The organism is Pseudorhodobacter ferrugineus DSM 5888 (assembly GCF_000420745.1).
Classification (GTDB): domain Bacteria; phylum Pseudomonadota; class Alphaproteobacteria; order Rhodobacterales; family Rhodobacteraceae; genus Pseudorhodobacter; species Pseudorhodobacter ferrugineus.
On sequence record NZ_ATVN01000016.1, the window covers coordinates 1 to 17,007 of the forward strand.

Genomic DNA, 17,007 nt, shown 5'->3' on the forward strand with positions numbered 1-17,007 from the left:
GTGCCTCTGGCGGTGCATTGCTCTTCCACCTTCTGAGCAAGCTGTATGAACGCACCAGCGTCATCATCACCACCAACCTGAGCTTCAGCGAATGGGCCAGCGTGTTCGGCGATGCCAAGATGACCACCGCACTGCTCGATCGTCTTACCCATCGCTGCCACATCCTCGAGACTGGCAATGACAGCTACCGCTTCAAGGCCAGCTCCGAAACAGCGAAGAAAAAGCGAAAGGAGGCAACAGCATTGACGCCATCATGACATAGAGAACATAACTAATGGGTGGGTCAAATCGCGGTGACAATGCCGGGTCAGTTCTCAGTGACAATCAACACTCATCAGTACTGGGGGTCTTTGCGGAGTGAATGGTTCAAAAAAGATGACGTTCCCCAAAAGCCTGATGCTCCATGGATACAGAAGGTCGAAAAGGAGTTGAAAGGACAAGACACCGAAGACAGCCGTAAAAATCTTGCTTGGTTGCAGGAGGTTAGTCGCTCTTTGGAGGGAACTGTTTTCCCATCGTTGATCCGGCGTGATCCTTACAGTTTTGAGATCTACAATTTGGATTTGTCGAGGTGTGATTCCTGTGGAGAGGTGGCAATTTGGCTGGCTGGAAGGTTAATCCATCCACAAACAGGGCCGGTAGGAATTCCTAGCCAAGACATGCCAGCTTCAGTTCGGAAGCTATTTGAGGAAGCCGGTCGGGTGTATTCGAGTTCGCCTAGGGCTTCGGTCGCTCTTTTGCGATTGGCTATGCAAGTCTTGCTAAAAGAGCTTGGACAAGATGGGAAGGACATCAATAAAGACATCAACGCGCTTTATAAGCAGGGCTTATCACCGGGGCTCACAAAAGTTATGCATTCGCTTCGGATTATTGGAAACGAGTCTGTCCATCCCGGAGTGATTTCTGTTGATGATGATCCGTCAATAGCAGCAACTATGTTTAGGCTCCTCAATGAAATTGTCGAACAGATGATCACTCGACCTCGAGAGCAACAAGAGTTGTGGGATATGCTCCCAGAGAATAAAAGAGCCCCTATTGAAGCCATCTTGAAACCCAAAGAATAACGATGTTTGCAGTGTAGTCTTGAACCCTCTACTACTTACCTCTATACGCTCCCAGTGGCCCCTCATAGTCACAAGAATCAACAAGAAACGCCGCGTTTGGCCGCTCCCGTCGCTGGGGGTCACATCCGGCAATAGGAGAAGCGACATGAAACTGAATGAACTTTCCGATAACGCTGGTGCAGCGAAGAAACAAAAGCGCAAGGCGCGTGGTCCGGGTTCGGGCAAGGGTAAAACCGCTGGCCGTGGTATCAAGGGTCAGAAATCGCGTTCGGGCGTTTCTATTGGTGGTTACGAAGGCGGGCAAATGCCGCTGTATCGCCGCCTGCCAAAGCGCGGCTTTACCAAGCCGAATGCAAAGCATTATGCCGTTGTGAACCTGGGCCTGATCCAGAAATTCATCGACCTTGGCAAGCTGGACATCAAAGCCGACATCACCGAAGACGCAATCATCGCGGCCGGTTTGACCAAGCAAAAGCTGGACGGTATTCGCGTTCTGTCCAAAGGCGAGCTGAAAGCCAAGGTTACGCTGATCGTAACTGGCGCGTCGGCATCGGCCATTGAAGCGGTCGCAAAAGCCGGTGGTAGCCTCACAGTTACGGCACAAGTGGCGGCTGCGGCTGAATAATAGGTTGTGAGTGGTCGCAAGACTGCTTACATCCCTAATAAGTTTTCTCGCGCCGCCGACCGGAAAACGGTTGGCGGCGCTTCCTTTAGCGCCTGTGGAGAAATTTTACCATGGCATCAGCTGCGGAACAAATGGCGGCCAACCTGAGCTGGGGGGCGCTGGGTAAGGCGACCGACCTGCGTCAACGCATCTTTTTCACGATCGGCTTGCTGATCGTGTACCGGATCGGGACTTATATTCCTGTACCGGGGATCGATGGGACAGCCCTGAAGAACTTTATGGCGGAAATCAGTGGCGGCATCGGGGGCATGTTGAACATGTTCACCGGCGGCGCGATTTCGCGCATGGGGATTTTCGCCCTGGGGATCATGCCTTACATTTCGGCCTCGATCATCGTGCAGCTGCTGACGGCCATGGTGCCGCGGCTGGAGCAATTGAAGAAAGAGGGCCAGCAAGGCCAGAAAAAGATCAACCAATACACGCGCTATGGCACGGTTGTGCTGGCCTCGTTCCAGTCATATGGCATCGCCGTCAGTTTGCAGAGCGGGGATTTGGTAACAAATCCCGGTTGGTTCTTTATTGCATCGTGCATGGTGACGCTGGTTGGCGGCACGATGTTCCTGATGTGGTTGGGTGAACAGATCACTGCACGCGGCATTGGCAACGGTATTTCGCTGATCATTTTCGTCGGCATTGTTGCGGAAATTCCTGCGGCTTTGGCGCAGTTCTTTTCTCAGGGTCGGTCTGGCGCGTTGTCGCCTGCTGTGATCGTGGGCGTCATCGTAATGGTTGTGGTCGTGATTGCCTTCGTGGTGTTCATGGAACGCGCCTTGCGCAAAATCCATATTCAGTACCCCCGCCGTCAGGTGGGCATGAAGGTCTATGATGGCGGCTCGAGCCATTTGCCTGTTAAGGTCAACCCAGCGGGTGTTATTCCGGCGATTTTCGCGTCCAGCTTGCTGCTGCTGCCAATGACAATTTCGACCTTCTCGGGTGCGCAAACCGGCCCGATCATGTCGACGATCCTTGCGTATTTCGGCCCGGGGCAGCCGCTCTATCTGATTTTCTTTGTCGGTATGATTGTTTTCTTTGCCTATTTCTACACACACAACGTGGCGTTCAAAGTTGAAGATGTGGCCGAGAACCTGAAAAGCCAGAACGGTTTTGTGCCTGGCATTCGCCCCGGCAAAAAGACCGAGGAGTATCTGGAATACGTGGTGAACCGTGTATTGGTGCTTGGGTCTGGCTATCTGGCATTGGTCTGTTTGCTGCCGGAAATTCTGCGGCATCAGCTGGCGATTCCGTTCTATTTTGGCGGCACCTCGGTGCTGATCGTGGTGTCGGTAACGATGGATACGATCAATCAGGTTCAGTCGCATCTGTTGGCTCATCAGTATGAAGGGTTGATTGAAAAATCGCAGCTGCGTGGGAAAAAGCGCGGCAAGCCAGCACCAGCACGTCGCTAAGGGGGCCCTATGCCGAATATCATCCTTCTCGGGCCGCCCGGCGCTGGCAAAGGCACGCAAGCAAAGCGGTTGGTCGATGAGCGCCAGATGGTGCAACTGTCGACAGGCGATATGCTGCGCGAGGCCAAAACCTCGGGGTCCGAGATGGGGCGCAAAGTGGCTGCCGTAATGGAACGGGGTGAGTTGGTTACGGATGAAATCGTGATTGGCTTGATCCGTGAAAAGTTGGGCGGCGCGGCGGGTGGCGGGTTCATTTTTGACGGCTTTCCCCGCACCTTGGCGCAAGCCGATGCTTTGGGCCAGTTGATGGCCGATACGGGCCAAAAGCTGAACGCTGTGATTGAAATGCGGGTGGATGATGCGGCCTTGGTCGCGCGGATCACTGGACGCTATACCTGTGGCGGTTGCGGCGCGGTCTATCATGACCAGACAAAGCCCACAGCGGTGGCAGGGGTGTGTGACAGCTGCGGGTCGGACAAGATGGTGCGGCGCGCGGATGACACCGAAGAGGCGCTGCGCACGCGGTTGATGGAATACTACAAGAAAACTTCGCCTTTGATCGGGTATTACTATGCCAAAGGCGCGCTGTCGTCCGTGGATGGTTTGGCCGAAATGGATGTGGTTGCGGGTTCTATCGCAACTGTGCTGAACAGCGGCGATTAAACACGGGCCTGCCCTTGACGGGCGGGTCAAAACCCCATATTGCACGGCGTCCCCTAGGGGAATCGTTTCGCACTTTGGGTCTCTCAAAATTGTAAACGGAAAACATCAAGGGCGGAGACGCCGCTCTTGGGTTGTGAAAAAAGGTTCTGGCATAACGGAACCGCAACGAAAGGAAGCGCGCGTGGCTCGTATTGCTGGCGTAAACATTCCGACGGGGAAACGTGTCCCCATCGCATTGACCTATATCACCGGGATCGGTTCCCACACCGCAGAGTTGATCTGTGAGGCTGTTGGCATTGACCGCGCCCGCCGCGTAAACGAGCTTTCGGATGCCGAAGTGCTCGCGATCCGCGAACATATCGACGCGAACTTCACCGTTGAGGGTGACCTGCGTCGTGAAACATCGATGAACATCAAGCGCTTGATGGACCTTGGTTGCTACCGTGGCTTGCGCCATCGTCGTGGCCTGCCGGTTCGTGGTCAGCGTACCCACACCAACGCTCGTACCCGCAAAGGCCCTGCAAAGGCCATTGCTGGCAAGAAGAAATAAGGGGGCGTTGAATAATGGCACGCGATAAGACCCGTATGAAGAAAAAAGAGCGCAAGAACATCGCCGCTGGCGTTGCTCATGTGAACTCTTCGTTCAACAACACAAAAATCCTGATCTCTGACGTTCAGGGCAACGCAATCTCTTGGTCGTCTTCGGGCACCATGGGCTTTAAAGGGTCGCGCAAATCGACTCCTTATGCTGCCCAGATGGCTGCTGAAGATGCAGCGCGTAAGGCGCAAGAGCATGGCGTGAAAACGCTGGAAGTTGAAGTGCAGGGCCCAGGTTCGGGCCGTGAGTCCGCGCTGCGTGCGCTGGCTGCTGCTGGTCTGAACATCACGTCTATCCGTGATGTAACGCCAATGGCTCACAACGGCTGCCGTCCACCAAAGCGCCGCCGCGTTTAAGGGTTTTCTATTTTATCGGGCCGGGCGCGGTTTGCGCACGGCCCGATTTCGGCATTTCTACATCCTCGGGCGTCGACTGCTTAGGGACATGGGCAGAAGACAAGTATGGAGGCTATACGCATGATCCACAAAAATTGGGCCGAACTGATCAAACCGACGCAGCTGGTGGTTAACCCCGGCCCAGACGCGTCGCGCACGGCTACTGTGATCGCTGAACCGCTGGAGCGTGGCTTTGGCCTAACGCTGGGCAACGCGCTGCGCCGCGTTTTGATGTCGTCGCTGCAAGGCGCGGCCATCACATCGGTACAGATCGACAACGTCCTGCATGAATTTTCATCCGTAGCCGGTGTGCGCGAAGACGTCACTGACATCGTGTTGAACCTGAAAGGCGTCAGCCTGCGCATGGACATTGAAGGGCCAAAGCGTCTTTCGATTTCCGCCAAGGGTCCAGGCGTTGTGACGGCTGGCGACATCTCGGAAACAGGTGGGATTGAGGTTCTGAACAAGGATCACGTGATCTGCCACCTTGATGATGGCGCTGACGTGTTCATGGAACTGACCGTCAACACCGGCAAAGGCTATGTTTCTGCTGACAAAAATCGCCCCGAAGATGCACCAATCGGGTTGATCCCGATTGATGCGATCTATTCGCCGGTGAAAAAGGTCAGCTATGAAGTGCAGCCTACCCGTGAAGGTCAGGTTCTGGACTATGACAAGCTGACGATGAAGATCGAAACCGATGGGTCGCTGACGCCAGATGACGCCGTGGCCTATGCCGCACGCATTTTGCAAGACCAGCTGTCGATCTTTGTGAACTTTGACGAGCCTGAGTCGGCGACACGTTCGGACGTGGATGATGGGTTGGAATTCAACCCGCTGCTGCTGAAGAAAGTCGACGAGCTGGAACTGTCGGTCCGTTCGGCAAACTGCCTGAAGAACGACAATATCGTATACATCGGCGATCTGATCCAGAAGACCGAAGCCGAAATGCTGCGTACGCCGAACTTTGGCCGCAAATCCTTGAACGAAATCAAGGAAGTGCTGTCTGGTATGGGCTTGCACCTTGGCATGGACGTCGAAGATTGGCCGCCAGAGAACATCGAAGATCTGGCCAAGCGTTTTGAAGACCAGTTTTAAGAGTTAGGGGGGCGGCAACGCCCCCCGCAAATGCCCGGATCTGCCGGGGAAAATATGGGCATAACGCCCCAAGGTGAGTGGCCCAGTCGAGGGCTGCCGGACAAAGCAAAACGCGACTTTAGGAGAATAAAATGCGTCACGCCCGTGGTTACCGCCGTCTAAACCGCACACATGAACACCGCAAAGCGCTGTTCGCCAACATGTGTGGCTCGCTCATTGAACATGAGCAAATCAAAACAACTTTGCCTAAGGCAAAAGAACTGCGCCCGATCATCGAAAAGCTGATCACGCTGGCAAAGCGTGGCGATCTGCACGCCCGCCGTCAGGCTGCGGCTCAGTTGAAGCAGGACCAGTATGTGGCTCGCTTGTTCGAAATTCTTGGCCCACGCTACAAGGACCGTCAGGGCGGCTATGTGCGCGTTCTGAAAGCCGGTTTCCGCTATGGCGATATGGCACCAATGGCGATCATCGAATTTGTTGATCGTGACCCGAATGCAAAAGGCGCAGCCGATAAGGCGCGTGTAGCGGCAGAAGAAGCTGTTGACGCGTAAGCTCTAACTTGTAATTTTGATGAAATGCCCGCCCAATCGGCGGGCGTTTTTTTTTGATGTGGTTCAATCGTGTGGTTTGTACGACGCTTGGCCTTTCGTAAACGAATTGTTAACGAAGATGCTGGCAGAGATGTGGTTAAGAACTTAGGGTTGATCCGAATCTATAGGGACTCTGTTAAGGTTGATGTCGTTAGAGAAGAGGCTGACAGGATTGTATGACGAGTTGCATCAGCTGGCGCCGGAAGGCTATGCCGTTGGGCTGCATATCCGGTTTGCATCCCCGCTTATTTATCATAGCTGCTACCCTGCAGACTGGGTGGCCTATTACAATGCCAATTCCTATTACCTTCGCGACCCTCTTGTGTTTTGGGGGATAGGGACCGCAGGAACCGCTCGCTGGAGTGAGATTCGGCTTCCGGACCCGTTTAATGTGCTAAAGAAGGCTGCTGCGCATGGGATGACCTATGGTGTCGTCTCATCTTATGGGCCTATTACCTCTCGGTCGATGGCTGGCATATGCCGGTCTGATCGAGAATTTTCAGACGAAGAAATGGCGCGGCTCACGGAAATAACCGCACGCCTGCATATTGAGGCAAAGCCACCGTCTGAATTGACAAAAGCACAGATTGAAGCGTTGCAATGCATCGCGAATGGGGACCGACACACTGCTGCCGCAGACAAACTAGGGATATCGGAAAGTGCCTTCAAGGCGCGTCTCACTTCGGCGCGCGTACGGCTTGAAGCCCGCACCACATCAGAAGCCCTGAAAAAAGCGCGAGAGTACCGATTGCTTTAGGAGTGTATGGCGCCCCTCTGACAGGTTTTAACCCCAGAAGGAGCACTAAAATGGAAGTTACTACACTCTCTTACGAGAACTTGCACAATCATGGTGAGCTGTTTGCCAACATGTTTCGGGCGCGCCACCGTTCATTCATCCTGCAAAACAAGTGGGATCTGCCCCAAGCAAACGGAATGGAATTTGACCAGTATGACACGCCCGCAAGCCGCTGGGTCGCGGTGCACGAGGCGGGTCAGGTTTTGGCCGGTATCCGTTTGACACCAACGACCCATCGCTGTGGCGTTTATTCCTACATGATCCGTGATGCGCAGATGGGGCTTTTGGCCTCGATTCCGCAAACGCTTCTTTATGAGCAAGCGCCCGTTGCCGATCACATCTGGGAAAGCAGCCGTGTGTTCGTGTCTGACCTTGTGCCAGCCAATTTGCGGCTGCGGGTCCAGTTGCAGTTGCGCCATGAAATGGTGATTTCTGCGCGAAATTTGGGTGCCACCTCGGTTCTTGGCCTGATCCCTGAAAACTCGCGCCGTTTGGGCCGCCGTGTTGGCCTTGACTGTGAACCCGCTGGTCCAATCATGGATATTGATGGCGTCGACTGCGTATGCGTTACCATCAACATGGCCGCAAAGATGCACTAGATGTGGAGCATGCGGCCGTTGCGGAACCGCCATCGATAGCGCATATCGATGGCGGTGCTGCAACACGGAGACTTTCATGCGGGTAAAAAACTTAATTGCCGCGTTGGGTATTTGCTTTTTGCCGATCATTGGGCTTGCGCAAACGGTTCCGGCCTCTGGCGCCGAAATCAGCTTGTCTTTTGCGCCGCTGGTGCGACAAGCGGCGCCGGCTGTTGTTAACATCTATGCGAAACTGATTGTCCAAGGGCAGGACAGCCCCTTTGCAGGCGATCCGTTTTTCGGGCAATTTTTTGAAGGGTTCGGGCAACCCGTTGAGCGGGTTCAAAATTCCCTTGGGTCGGGGGTGATTCTTGGGGCCGGCGGTTTGGTCATGTCGAACTTTCATGTGGTGGGCGAGGCGACGGATATTCGTGTGGTGCTAACCGACCGCCGCGAATTTACGGCTAGGGTGATTATGGCCGATGAGGAAAGCGACCTTGCCTTGTTGCAGTTGGACGAGGCAAAGGACCTGCCGTTTCTGTCCCTGCGTGGCAGTGATGCGGTTGAGGTGGGTGAGTTGGTGCTGGCAATAGGGAACCCGTTTGGTGTGGGCCAAACGGTGTCGAGTGGCATTGTGTCGGGCCTTGCGCGGTCATCGGCATCCCTTGGGCGCGGGTATTTCATTCAAACCGATGCCCCTGTGAACCCCGGCAATTCGGGCGGTGCGCTGATTGATATGGCGGGGCGGTTGATCGGGATCAACACGGCGATCATTTCAAAGGCGGGCGGGTCAAACGGCGTAGGATTTGCTATTCCTGCCGATTTGGTGGCGCAGATGATGACACAGGCGGCAAATGGGAATGACCAGTTCATGCGCCCTTGGGCTGGGGTTGTGGGGCAAACGGTTGATGCGCAGATGGCCAAGGCCTTGGGTATGGACCGCCCTGTTGGAATTGTACTGGATGAACTCCACCCGCAAAGCCCGTTTGGCCAAGCGGGGCTTGTCGCGGGGGATGTGATTGTTCACTTGGCTGGTGCGGATGTGAACAGCCCGCAAGAGGTGATGTTCCGTCTTGCCGTCGCTGGAATTGGTGCAGACATTGCGGTGGAATACCTGCGTGGCGGGGTTTTGAGCACCGCTAATGTCGTGCTTGTGGCCCCGCCGCAGGCCGATAGCGCGGCCGAGGTTGCGATTACCCAAGGCGGTCTTGCGGGCCTGACGGTGGCTGACATCGGGCCTGCATTGATTTCCTCATTGGACCTGCCGTTGTCGGCACAAGGCGTTGTTATTACAGATGTAAAGTGGCCTTTGATCCGTACCGGAATGATTGCAGGGGATATTGTGATTGCCATCAACGGCAGTGAGGTGAAAGCCGCTGCAGATGTGCAGGCCATTGCAGAAATCGATACGCGCAGCTGGTCGGTTGACCTAACCCGTGGCGGGCAGTTGCTGCGTCTGCGGTTTAGGTTGTGACAGGACTTTCTATGCGGGGCAGGACAGCGTAACCTGCCCTTATGACCGACCTTTTTGATCAAACACCTTCCCCCAAAGCCGAAGGGCCGCGCCCCTTGGCCGACCGTTTGCGCCCGCGCAAGCTGTCCGAGGTGATTGGGCAGGCCAAGGTTTTGTCGCCTGAGGGGCCGTTGGGGGCGATGCTGGGGGCGGGGTCGCTGTCGTCGTTGGTGTTTTGGGGGCCGCCCGGGGTGGGGAAAACCACGATTGCGCGGCTGCTGGCGGATGAGACCGATCTTGCCTTTGTGCAGATATCGGCGATTTTTACCGGCGTGCCCGACCTGCGCAAAGTGTTTGAGGCGGCCAAGCTGCGGCGGCAAAATGGGCGGGGGACGTTGTTGTTCGTCGATGAGATCCACCGTTTCAACAAGGCGCAGCAAGATGGTTTCTTGCCCTATATGGAAGATGGCACGATCCTTTTGGTCGGGGCCACCACGGAAAACCCCAGTTTTGAATTGAACGCGGCGTTGCTGTCACGGTCACAAGTTATTGTTTTAGAACGACTTTCTTTGACGGAGCTGGAGCTGTTGGCGCAGCGGGCGGAAAAAGAACTGAACCGCGCGTTGCCGTTGAAGGGTGAGGCGCGTGAGGCGATGTTGGAAATGGCCGATGGGGACGGTCGGGCCTTGTTGAATTTGATCGAGCAGGTGGCGGCGTGGAAGCTGGACGCCAACCTTACGCGTGACCAGCTTTCGCAGCGGTTAATGCGGCGGGCCGCAAAATACGACAAATCGGGCGAAGAGCATTACAACCTGATTTCCGCGCTGCACAAATCGGTGCGTGGATCGGACCCGGATGCCGCGCTGTATTGGTTCGCGCGGATGCTGGAGGGGGGCGAAGACCCGCGTTTCTTGGCCCGCCGCATCACGCGTATGGCGGTTGAGGATATCGGGCTGGCCGACCCGCAGGCGCAAGAGGTATGTCTGCAAAGTTGGCAAACATATGAACGACTTGGCAGCCCCGAGGGTGAGTTGGCACTGGCGCAGGCGGTGGTTTACATCGCCCTCGCGCCCAAGTCGAACGCGGTTTATGTGGCCTATAAGGCGGCGCGGGCGGCAGCAAAACAGACCGGATCGGAACCCCCGCCCAAGCACATTTTGAACGCGCCGACCAAGATGATGAAGGACATAGGTTACGGCGCGGGCTATGCCTATGACCATGATGCCGAGGACGGGTTTTCGGGGCAAAACTACTTTCCTGACGTGATGAAACGGCCCGTTTGGTACATGCCATTGGAACGCGGATTTGAGCGTGAGTTGAAAAAACGGGTGGATTATTTTGTCAAGCTGCGGGGCAAGCGGCAGGGCAACTGACCCCGTTTGGGGGCGTATTCACCGCGTATGTCATCTGTATGCCATCCGTACATACACCCGTATGTCGCCCAGATTAGACCTTGTCTGGTTGACAAAACCCGCCATCGGGCACAGATAGCGCGGATGATCATAACCTTGCTTCAAGTTGCCCTTGGCGGCGCTATCGGTGCATCTGCCCGTTATCTGACCAATGTCGCGGTGATGCGCGGCATCGGGCCGGGGTTTCCCTATGGCACGCTGATTGTGAATATCGCGGGGTCGTTCCTGATGGGCGTGCTGGTTGTGCTGTTGGCGCACAAAGGCGGCACACGGTTTGCGCCGTTTTTGATGACGGGCATTTTGGGCGGGTTCACCACGTTTTCGGCCTTTTCGCTCGATGCGTTTACCATTTGGGAACGCGGGCAAGTGGCGCTGGCTGGGGCCTATGTGGCCGGGTCGGTTATTTTATCTATCATCGCGCTAATCTGTGGCGTGCTGTCTATGCGAGGGATTTTGGCATGAGCGATGTGAAGTTGTTGACCGTTTCGGTGGATGAAGGCGAACAGCGATTGGACCGTTGGTTCAAGCGGCGGTTTCCACATTTGACCCAAGGTGCGGTTGAAAAGATGTGCCGCACCGGGCAGGTGCGGGTCAATGGCGGGCGGGCCAAGGCATCGGACCGCGTGGAGCCGGGGGCGGAAATTCGCATCCCGCCGTTGCCTACGGGGGATGCGCCGTCGCGGCCCGCCAAGGATGGCGTGTCGGCGGCGGATACCAAGATGATCCAGAATTGTGTGATTTTCAAAGACGAGCATTTGATCATCATCAACAAACCGCCGGGGTTGCCGAGCCAAGGCGGGTCGGGGCAGGGCGACCGGCATGTCGACGGGCTGACCGAGGCGCTGAAGTTTGGCTATAAGGACCGGCCCAAGCTGGTGCATCGGTTGGACAAGGATACGTCTGGTCTGTTGATGCTGGCGCGGACCGATCGGGTGGCGCGCGCGCTGTCCGAGGCGTTGCGCCACCGGGCCACGCGCAAGATTTACTGGGCAGCGGTGGCAGGTGTGCCGAACCCGCGCAAAGGGTCGATTAAGTACGGGTTGATGAAGGCGGGTGGGCGGGGCCGTGGCGGTGAAGGCGAAAAGATGATTTGTGTGCATCCCGCCAAGATGAACGAGCACCCCGAGGCGAAACGCGCGCAGACCGATTTTTTCGTGCTGTGGTTTTTGGGCAGCCGTCTGTCGTGGATGGCGTTGGAACCTGTGACGGGGCGCACGCACCAGCTGCGCGCGCATATGGCCGAAATGGGCCACCCGATTTTGGGCGATGGCAAATACGGCGGGTCGGGGACCGAAAACCAAGGCGATGGTTGGGGCGCGTCGATTGGCGGCGAGATCAGCAAGAAACTGCATCTGCACGCGCGGTCGCTGACCATTGAACACCCGATCACCAAAAAGATGATGACGTTTCTGGCCCCCTTGCCCGACCATATGGACCGGACCTGGAAGGCGCTGGATTGGGGCATTAATGATGTGCCTGCCGACCCGTTCGGGGATGGTGCATGAGCAGTTGGGCGCCAAAACGGTTCTGGAAACAGGCCGAGGTGGTTGCGGCGGAGCATGGGTTTACCGTGTCTTTGGACGGGCGCGGGCTGAAAACCCCTGCGAAAACCGCGTTTTGGGTGCCAAGCCGCGCATTGGCCGAGGCGGTTGCCGCGGAATGGCAAGCACAAGACGGCAAAGTGCGGCCCGAAACCATGCCCTATACCCGCACGGCCAATTCGGCGCTGGATAAGGTGATTCCGCAGTTCACGGCTGTGGCTGATATGTTGGCGGGTTATGGCGGGTCGGATTTGTTATGTTACCGTGCCGAGGCCCCGCAAGAGTTGATCGCGCGGCAAGCGGCTGCGTGGGACCCGCTTTTGGTATGGACCAAGGTGCATTTCGGGGCTGATTTGACCGTGACCCACGGGATCATGCCGGTTGAGCAACCCGAGCAAAGCCTTCGGGGATTGTCGAGCGCGGTCCATGCGTTGACCCCGTTCCAGCTTGCAGCCTTCCACGATTTGGTCGCGATTACAGGGTCGCTGGTTATCGCGCTGGCCATTGCGCGGGGACAGGTCGCGGCTGAGGCAGGGTTTGACCTGTCGCGGATTGATGAGGCTTGGCAGATCGAGCTGTGGGGGGCGGATGAAGAAGCTGCCGAATCCGAGGCCTATAAACGCGGCAGTGTTTTACAAGCTGCCCGATTCTTTGCATTGTGTGGGTAACAATCTTGCGCAAGAACCCGCCTATCGGGCCTGTTCTTGCATTATTCCACGCTAAGACCAGTGAAAACGCACATTCTTTGGTTTGACGATGGGTTGCACTTGACCTTTCAAAGCGGTTCGGACGAAACTGTCCTACGCTGAGGGGGGGATCCCTCAATCAGTTTCGCCCCGGCGACGGGGCAAGGGAGCAATTAATCCACCTGAAAATGGGTGGGCAATCAGGAAGAGGTAAAAATGAATAAAACCGTATTCTTCGGAGCAATGACAGCCGCCGTGACGCTTGTCGCTGGTGCTGCATCCGCAACTGTGTTGGATGAAGTCAAAGCCCGTGGTGAATTGAACTGTGGCGTCTCGACAGGCGTTAACGGTTTCTCGGCTCCGGATTCGGCTGGCGAATGGCAAGGCTTTGACGTGGCAGTTTGCCGCGCTGTTGCCGCTGCCGTGCTGGGCGACCCCAAGAAGGTAAAGTTTGTCACAACCACTGGCCAGACCCGCTTTACAGCGCTGGCTTCGGGTGAAATCGACATGCTGGCCCGCAACACCACCTGGACCTTGAGCCGCGATGCGGACTTGAAGTTTACCTTTGCTGGCGTGAACTACTACGATGGTCAGGGCTTTATGATCAACAAGGCGATGGGCGTGTCTTCGGCTAAGGAACTGGACGGATCGACCGTTTGTATCCAGACCGGCACCACAACCGAGCTGAACTTGGCTGACTATTTCAAAGCCAACAACATGACCTATGAGCCGGTTCCGATTGAAACCAACGCAGAAGCACAGCAGCAGTACCTTGCTGGCGCATGTGACGTGTACACCACGGACGCATCTGGCCTGGCCGCAACACGTGCGACATTTGCCGATCCAGAAAACCACGCGCTTTTGCCCGAGATCATCTCGAAAGAGCCGCTTGGGCCATTGGTTGCGCATGGCGACGACCAGTGGGCTGACATCGTTCGCTGGACGATGAACGCACTTGTTGCAGCAGAAGAGCTGGGCATCACGTCGGCAAACATCGAAGAGCTGTCGAAAGGCACCGCTAACCCAGAAGTCGACCGTATGTTGGGGTCGTCCGAGGACGATCTTGGTGCGATGTTCGGCTTGGACAAGCAGTGGGCCAAGCGCGCGATTGCGGCTAATGGCAACTATGGCGAAATCTTTGCCGCAAACATCGGTGAATCGACCCCAATCGGTCTGGCACGTGGCTTGAACGCGCTTTGGACCCAAGGTGGTTTGCAGTACTCCCCGCCCTTCCGTTAAGGCGAGGCTAAGGAAAGGGCGCGCCATTGGTGCGCCCTTTTTTTCCAACCAATTCGTCAATTCTGACAGATGCGCGGGCAAAGCCCTGACCGCATCAGAGCGCGATAAAGCGCCAGATCAGACCCAGGGGGAATATCAATGGCGATGACGTCTGAACCATCGGGCAGCTCGTTCCGGCTGAGTATGCTTATCTATGATACACGGTATCGATCGATTACGATCCAGATCCTGTTTCTGTTTTTGTTTATGGCGGGCTTTGCGTGGTTGGTTGACAACACGCTGGCCAACCTTGCCCAAAAGGGCAAAGACATCAACTTTGGCTTTCTTGGCTCGCGTGCCGGTTACGACATCAACCAGATGCTGGTGAATTACACCAACGACAGCTCGCATGCGCGGGCTTGGATTGTTGGCCTTTTGAATACACTGGTTCTGGCCGTCGCCGCCTGCGCTTCGGCGACCGTCATCGGGGTGATTGCAGGGGTTTTGCGGTTGTCGAAAAGCTGGATCGTCTCAAAAATCATGACGGTTTATGTCGAGATATTCCGCAACGTGCCGCTTTTGCTGTGGATTATTGTCATTTTCGCGGTTCTTACAGAAATCACACCGGCGCCCAATGCGTTTCGGGGTGAAAATCCGACCTCGTCTATGTTCTTTTTCGATAGCGTGGCCATAACCAACCGCGGCACCTATCTGCCGGGCGCATTGTTTGACCGCAGCTTGGGCGATATCAATCTTGGGATCGTGTCTGTCAGCACAAATTACATTGTTCTTATTGCGCTGATCATCGCGAGCATTTGGGGGTACCGCGCTTTGCAACGCAAGGCGGGAGTTGTGCAAGAGGCGACAGGCGTGCGCCCCGTGACCTGGTGGAAATCTGCGTTGATCCTTATTGCGCCAACGCTGATTGCCCTGCTCGCGATGGGGTTCCACCTAGAATACCCCGAGCTGAAGGGCTTTAACTTTCAAGGTGGGAGCTATTTGCGCAACTCGTTCATCGCGATGTGGTTGGCGCTGACGCTGTATACGGGCGCCTTTATCGCCGAGAACGTGCGGGCGGGTATTCTGGCGATTTCCAAAGGCCAAACCGAAGCGGCCTTTGCGTTGGGCCTGCGCCCGAACAGGACCATGAACCTTGTGATCTTGCCACAGGCGCTGCGGGTGATCATTCCACCGTTGATTTCGCAATACTTGAACATCACCAAAAACACATCGCTTGCGATTGCTGTGGGGTATATGGACTTGCGGGCCACTTTGGGCGGCATCACGCTGAACCAAACGGGGCGGGAATTGGAATGCATGCTGTTGTTGATGATGACCTATCTGATCGTCAGCCTGATGATCTCCGGTGCGATGAACGTCTACAACAATTCCGTCAAGTTGAAGGAGCGTTGAGATGAGTGACACACATAGCAACACAGCCGCCTATGTCCGCGACACCATGATTCCGCAAAAAGCGCCGCCAACCGGCCAGGTTGGAGCGGTGCGCTGGCTGACGGAAAACCTGTTTTCGGGGCCTGTGAACACGATCCTGACCCTGTTGGGGGTTGCGGCAGTGTATTTCCTTTTCGTGCATCTTGGGCCGTGGTTCCAAAATTCGATTTGGAACGCGAATTCGCTCGCGGAATGCCGGGAAATTCTTGACGGTGCCTCGGGGGCTTGCTGGGGGGTCATCAAGGATCGCTGGCATCAGCTGTTGTTTGGCTTTTATCCGCAATACACAGACCCGGCAATCATCTCGGCGTTAACCGGCGTTGATCTGGCGACGGCAAAGGGCTGGGGCGACGCGAGTGTCGAGGCCGAGAAAGGTTTCGGCGTGGTGTTTCGCTATTGGAGGCCAAGCCTGACCTTTATCCTGATGGTCGCGGCACTTGTGCCTGTTCTTTTTGACGCGATCCCGCGCAAGGCACTTTGGTTCTCGGCGGCGTTTCCGTTCTTGGCCTTTTGGCTGCTTTGGGGGGGCTCGATTTGGTTTCCGGTCTTTGCCATGATGGGATTTGCCGTTGGCTACATCGCTTTCATTGCCTTGCAGCGCATTTCGAGCCTTGCCGCAACAGTCGGTGCGGTCTTGGCGCCGGTTATCTGGTGGTTTTTTCTTGCAGAGCCAATCGGTGATGCGGTTGCTTCGGCTATCCCGATCAGCTTGGTGCCGATCCAGTCGCATGACTTTGGCGGCTTTATGATTTCGATCATCATTGGCGTTACGGGGATTGCGCTGTCACTGCCAATTGGCATTTTGCTCGCGCTTGGCCGTCAGTCAGATATGCCTTTGGTCAAGTGGATCTGCGTTGGCTTCATTGAATTCATTCGCGGCGTGCCACTGATCACCTTGCTGTTCACGGCCAGCTTGCTGCTGAACTATTTCCTGCCGCCGGGCACAAATTTTGACATCGTTTTGCGGGTTATCATCATGGTAACACTGTTTGCAGCGGCCTATATGGCCGAGGTGATCCGTGGGGGCTTTGCAGCCCTGCCGCGCGGCCAGTATGAGGCGGCGGATGCGCTTGGCCTTGATTACTGGAAGTCGCAGCGCCTTATCCTGTTGCCACAAGTACTGAAAATTTCGATCCCGGGTATCGTGAACACCTTTATCGGGTTGTTCAAAGATACCACGCTGGTTGTGTTTATCGGCATCTTGGACCCGATTGGCCTGTCCAGTGCGATCCGCGCAGATAGCAATTGGAATGGTATCTTCATGGAGCTTTACGCCTTCATCGCGCTTTGTTTCTTCATCTTCTGTTTCGGCATGTCCCGGTACTCGCAGTATCTTGAAGGCAAGCTGAAAACCGATCACCACTAAGGGAGA

General features: G+C 55.8%; 19 protein-coding genes. All 19 read left to right on the forward strand.

Annotated features, from left to right (window positions below):
* The coding region (locus tag G560_RS0113795) for an ATP-binding protein (RefSeq protein WP_022704891.1) at positions 1–257 on the forward strand (257 nt) is incomplete at its 5' end.
* A gap of 60 nt (positions 258–317) precedes the next feature.
* Entirely contained in the window at positions 318–1,064 is a 747-nt protein-coding gene (locus G560_RS19330; RefSeq protein WP_197082914.1) for a DUF4145 domain-containing protein, read from the forward strand.
* 145 nt (positions 1,065–1,209) lie between these two features.
* The gene (rplO, locus tag G560_RS0113805; protein ID WP_022704893.1) at positions 1,210–1,689 is read left to right on the forward strand and encodes a 50S ribosomal protein L15; all 480 of its coding nucleotides are present in this window, start codon (positions 1,210–1,212) and stop codon (positions 1,687–1,689) included.
* A gap of 110 nt (positions 1,690–1,799) precedes the next feature.
* A complete protein-coding gene (secY, locus tag G560_RS0113810) occupies positions 1,800–3,155 on the forward strand; it encodes a preprotein translocase subunit SecY (RefSeq protein ID WP_022704894.1) in 1,356 nt (451 codons plus the stop codon).
* A 9-nt stretch (positions 3,156–3,164) separates the two neighbouring features.
* Complete coding sequence (locus G560_RS0113815; protein WP_022704895.1) at positions 3,165–3,818, forward strand: adenylate kinase; 654 nt, start codon at positions 3,165–3,167, stop codon at positions 3,816–3,818.
* 181 nt (positions 3,819–3,999) lie between these two features.
* Positions 4,000–4,368, forward strand: coding sequence for a 30S ribosomal protein S13 (gene rpsM / locus G560_RS0113820; protein WP_028914100.1), 369 nt, complete (start codon positions 4,000–4,002; stop codon positions 4,366–4,368).
* Between the two features lie 14 nt (positions 4,369–4,382).
* On the forward strand, positions 4,383–4,772 hold the full coding sequence (rpsK, locus tag G560_RS0113825; protein ID WP_022704897.1) for a 30S ribosomal protein S11: 390 nt from the start codon (positions 4,383–4,385) through the stop codon (positions 4,770–4,772).
* A gap of 120 nt (positions 4,773–4,892) precedes the next feature.
* The gene (locus tag G560_RS0113830; protein ID WP_022704898.1) at positions 4,893–5,909 is read left to right on the forward strand and encodes a DNA-directed RNA polymerase subunit alpha; all 1,017 of its coding nucleotides are present in this window, start codon (positions 4,893–4,895) and stop codon (positions 5,907–5,909) included.
* A 131-nt stretch (positions 5,910–6,040) separates the two neighbouring features.
* Positions 6,041–6,460 (forward strand): 50S ribosomal protein L17, encoded by a 420-nt coding sequence (gene rplQ / locus G560_RS0113835; protein WP_022704899.1) that lies wholly within the window; start codon positions 6,041–6,043, stop codon positions 6,458–6,460.
* 211 nt (positions 6,461–6,671) lie between these two features.
* Positions 6,672–7,256: an autoinducer binding domain-containing protein gene (locus G560_RS0113840; RefSeq protein WP_022704900.1), complete on the forward strand. Its 585-nt coding sequence runs from the start codon at positions 6,672–6,674 to the stop codon at positions 7,254–7,256.
* A gap of 50 nt (positions 7,257–7,306) precedes the next feature.
* Positions 7,307–7,894 (forward strand): acyl-homoserine-lactone synthase, encoded by a 588-nt coding sequence (locus G560_RS0113845; protein ID WP_022704901.1) that lies wholly within the window; start codon positions 7,307–7,309, stop codon positions 7,892–7,894.
* A gap of 76 nt (positions 7,895–7,970) precedes the next feature.
* Positions 7,971–9,347: a trypsin-like peptidase domain-containing protein gene (locus G560_RS0113850; protein ID WP_022704902.1), complete on the forward strand. Its 1,377-nt coding sequence runs from the start codon at positions 7,971–7,973 to the stop codon at positions 9,345–9,347.
* Positions 9,348–9,388: 41 nt separating this feature from the next.
* Complete coding sequence (locus G560_RS0113855; RefSeq protein ID WP_022704903.1) at positions 9,389–10,699, forward strand: replication-associated recombination protein A; 1,311 nt, start codon at positions 9,389–9,391, stop codon at positions 10,697–10,699.
* Between the two features lie 123 nt (positions 10,700–10,822).
* Positions 10,823–11,200 carry a fluoride efflux transporter CrcB gene (crcB, locus tag G560_RS0113860; RefSeq protein ID WP_022704904.1) on the forward strand — a complete coding sequence of 126 codons (378 nt, stop codon included), beginning with the start codon at positions 10,823–10,825 and terminating at the stop codon, positions 11,198–11,200.
* A complete protein-coding gene (locus tag G560_RS0113865; RefSeq protein WP_022704905.1) occupies positions 11,197–12,243 on the forward strand; it encodes an RluA family pseudouridine synthase in 1,047 nt (348 codons plus the stop codon). Before crcB ends, G560_RS0113865 begins: the two co-directional genes overlap by 4 nt.
* Positions 12,240–12,947 (forward strand): ATP12 family chaperone protein, encoded by a 708-nt coding sequence (locus G560_RS0113870; protein WP_022704906.1) that lies wholly within the window; start codon positions 12,240–12,242, stop codon positions 12,945–12,947. Before G560_RS0113865 ends, G560_RS0113870 begins: the two co-directional genes overlap by 4 nt.
* A 234-nt stretch (positions 12,948–13,181) precedes the next feature.
* Entirely contained in the window at positions 13,182–14,204 is a 1,023-nt protein-coding gene (locus G560_RS0113875) for an amino acid ABC transporter substrate-binding protein (RefSeq protein WP_028914102.1), read from the forward strand.
* 138 nt (positions 14,205–14,342) lie between these two features.
* Positions 14,343–15,596 (forward strand): amino acid ABC transporter permease, encoded by a 1,254-nt coding sequence (locus G560_RS0113880; RefSeq protein ID WP_022704908.1) that lies wholly within the window; start codon positions 14,343–14,345, stop codon positions 15,594–15,596.
* 1 nt (position 15,597) lies between these two features.
* The gene (locus tag G560_RS0113885; RefSeq protein ID WP_022704909.1) at positions 15,598–17,001 is read left to right on the forward strand and encodes an amino acid ABC transporter permease; all 1,404 of its coding nucleotides are present in this window, start codon (positions 15,598–15,600) and stop codon (positions 16,999–17,001) included.
* The last annotated feature ends 6 nt before the right edge of the window (positions 17,002–17,007 follow it).

Bases quoted from the DNA above. Each gene is read 5' to 3' on its own strand.
- G560_RS0113830 (WP_022704898.1), top strand. From the start codon at position 4,893: ATGATCCACAAAAATTGGGCCGAACTGATCAAACCGACGCAGCTGGTG.
- crcB (WP_022704904.1), top strand. From the start codon at position 10,823: ATGATCATAACCTTGCTTCAAGTTGCCCTTGGCGGCGCTATCGGTGCA.
- G560_RS0113880 (WP_022704908.1), top strand. From the start codon at position 14,343: ATGGCGATGACGTCTGAACCATCGGGCAGCTCGTTCCGGCTGAGTATG.
- G560_RS0113885 (WP_022704909.1), top strand. From the start codon at position 15,598: ATGAGTGACACACATAGCAACACAGCCGCCTATGTCCGCGACACCATG.
- rplQ (WP_022704899.1), top strand. From the start codon at position 6,041: ATGCGTCACGCCCGTGGTTACCGCCGTCTAAACCGCACACATGAACAC.
- G560_RS0113870 (WP_022704906.1), top strand. From the start codon at position 12,240: ATGAGCAGTTGGGCGCCAAAACGGTTCTGGAAACAGGCCGAGGTGGTT.
- G560_RS0113865 (WP_022704905.1), top strand. From the start codon at position 11,197: ATGAGCGATGTGAAGTTGTTGACCGTTTCGGTGGATGAAGGCGAACAG.
- G560_RS0113850 (WP_022704902.1), top strand. From the start codon at position 7,971: ATGCGGGTAAAAAACTTAATTGCCGCGTTGGGTATTTGCTTTTTGCCG.
- G560_RS0113845 (WP_022704901.1), top strand. From the start codon at position 7,307: ATGGAAGTTACTACACTCTCTTACGAGAACTTGCACAATCATGGTGAG.
- secY (WP_022704894.1), top strand. From the start codon at position 1,800: ATGGCATCAGCTGCGGAACAAATGGCGGCCAACCTGAGCTGGGGGGCG.
- G560_RS0113855 (WP_022704903.1), top strand. From the start codon at position 9,389: ATGACCGACCTTTTTGATCAAACACCTTCCCCCAAAGCCGAAGGGCCG.
- G560_RS0113875 (WP_028914102.1), top strand. From the start codon at position 13,182: ATGAATAAAACCGTATTCTTCGGAGCAATGACAGCCGCCGTGACGCTT.
- G560_RS0113815 (WP_022704895.1), top strand. From the start codon at position 3,165: ATGCCGAATATCATCCTTCTCGGGCCGCCCGGCGCTGGCAAAGGCACG.
- rpsK (WP_022704897.1), top strand. From the start codon at position 4,383: ATGGCACGCGATAAGACCCGTATGAAGAAAAAAGAGCGCAAGAACATC.
- rplO (WP_022704893.1), top strand. From the start codon at position 1,210: ATGAAACTGAATGAACTTTCCGATAACGCTGGTGCAGCGAAGAAACAA.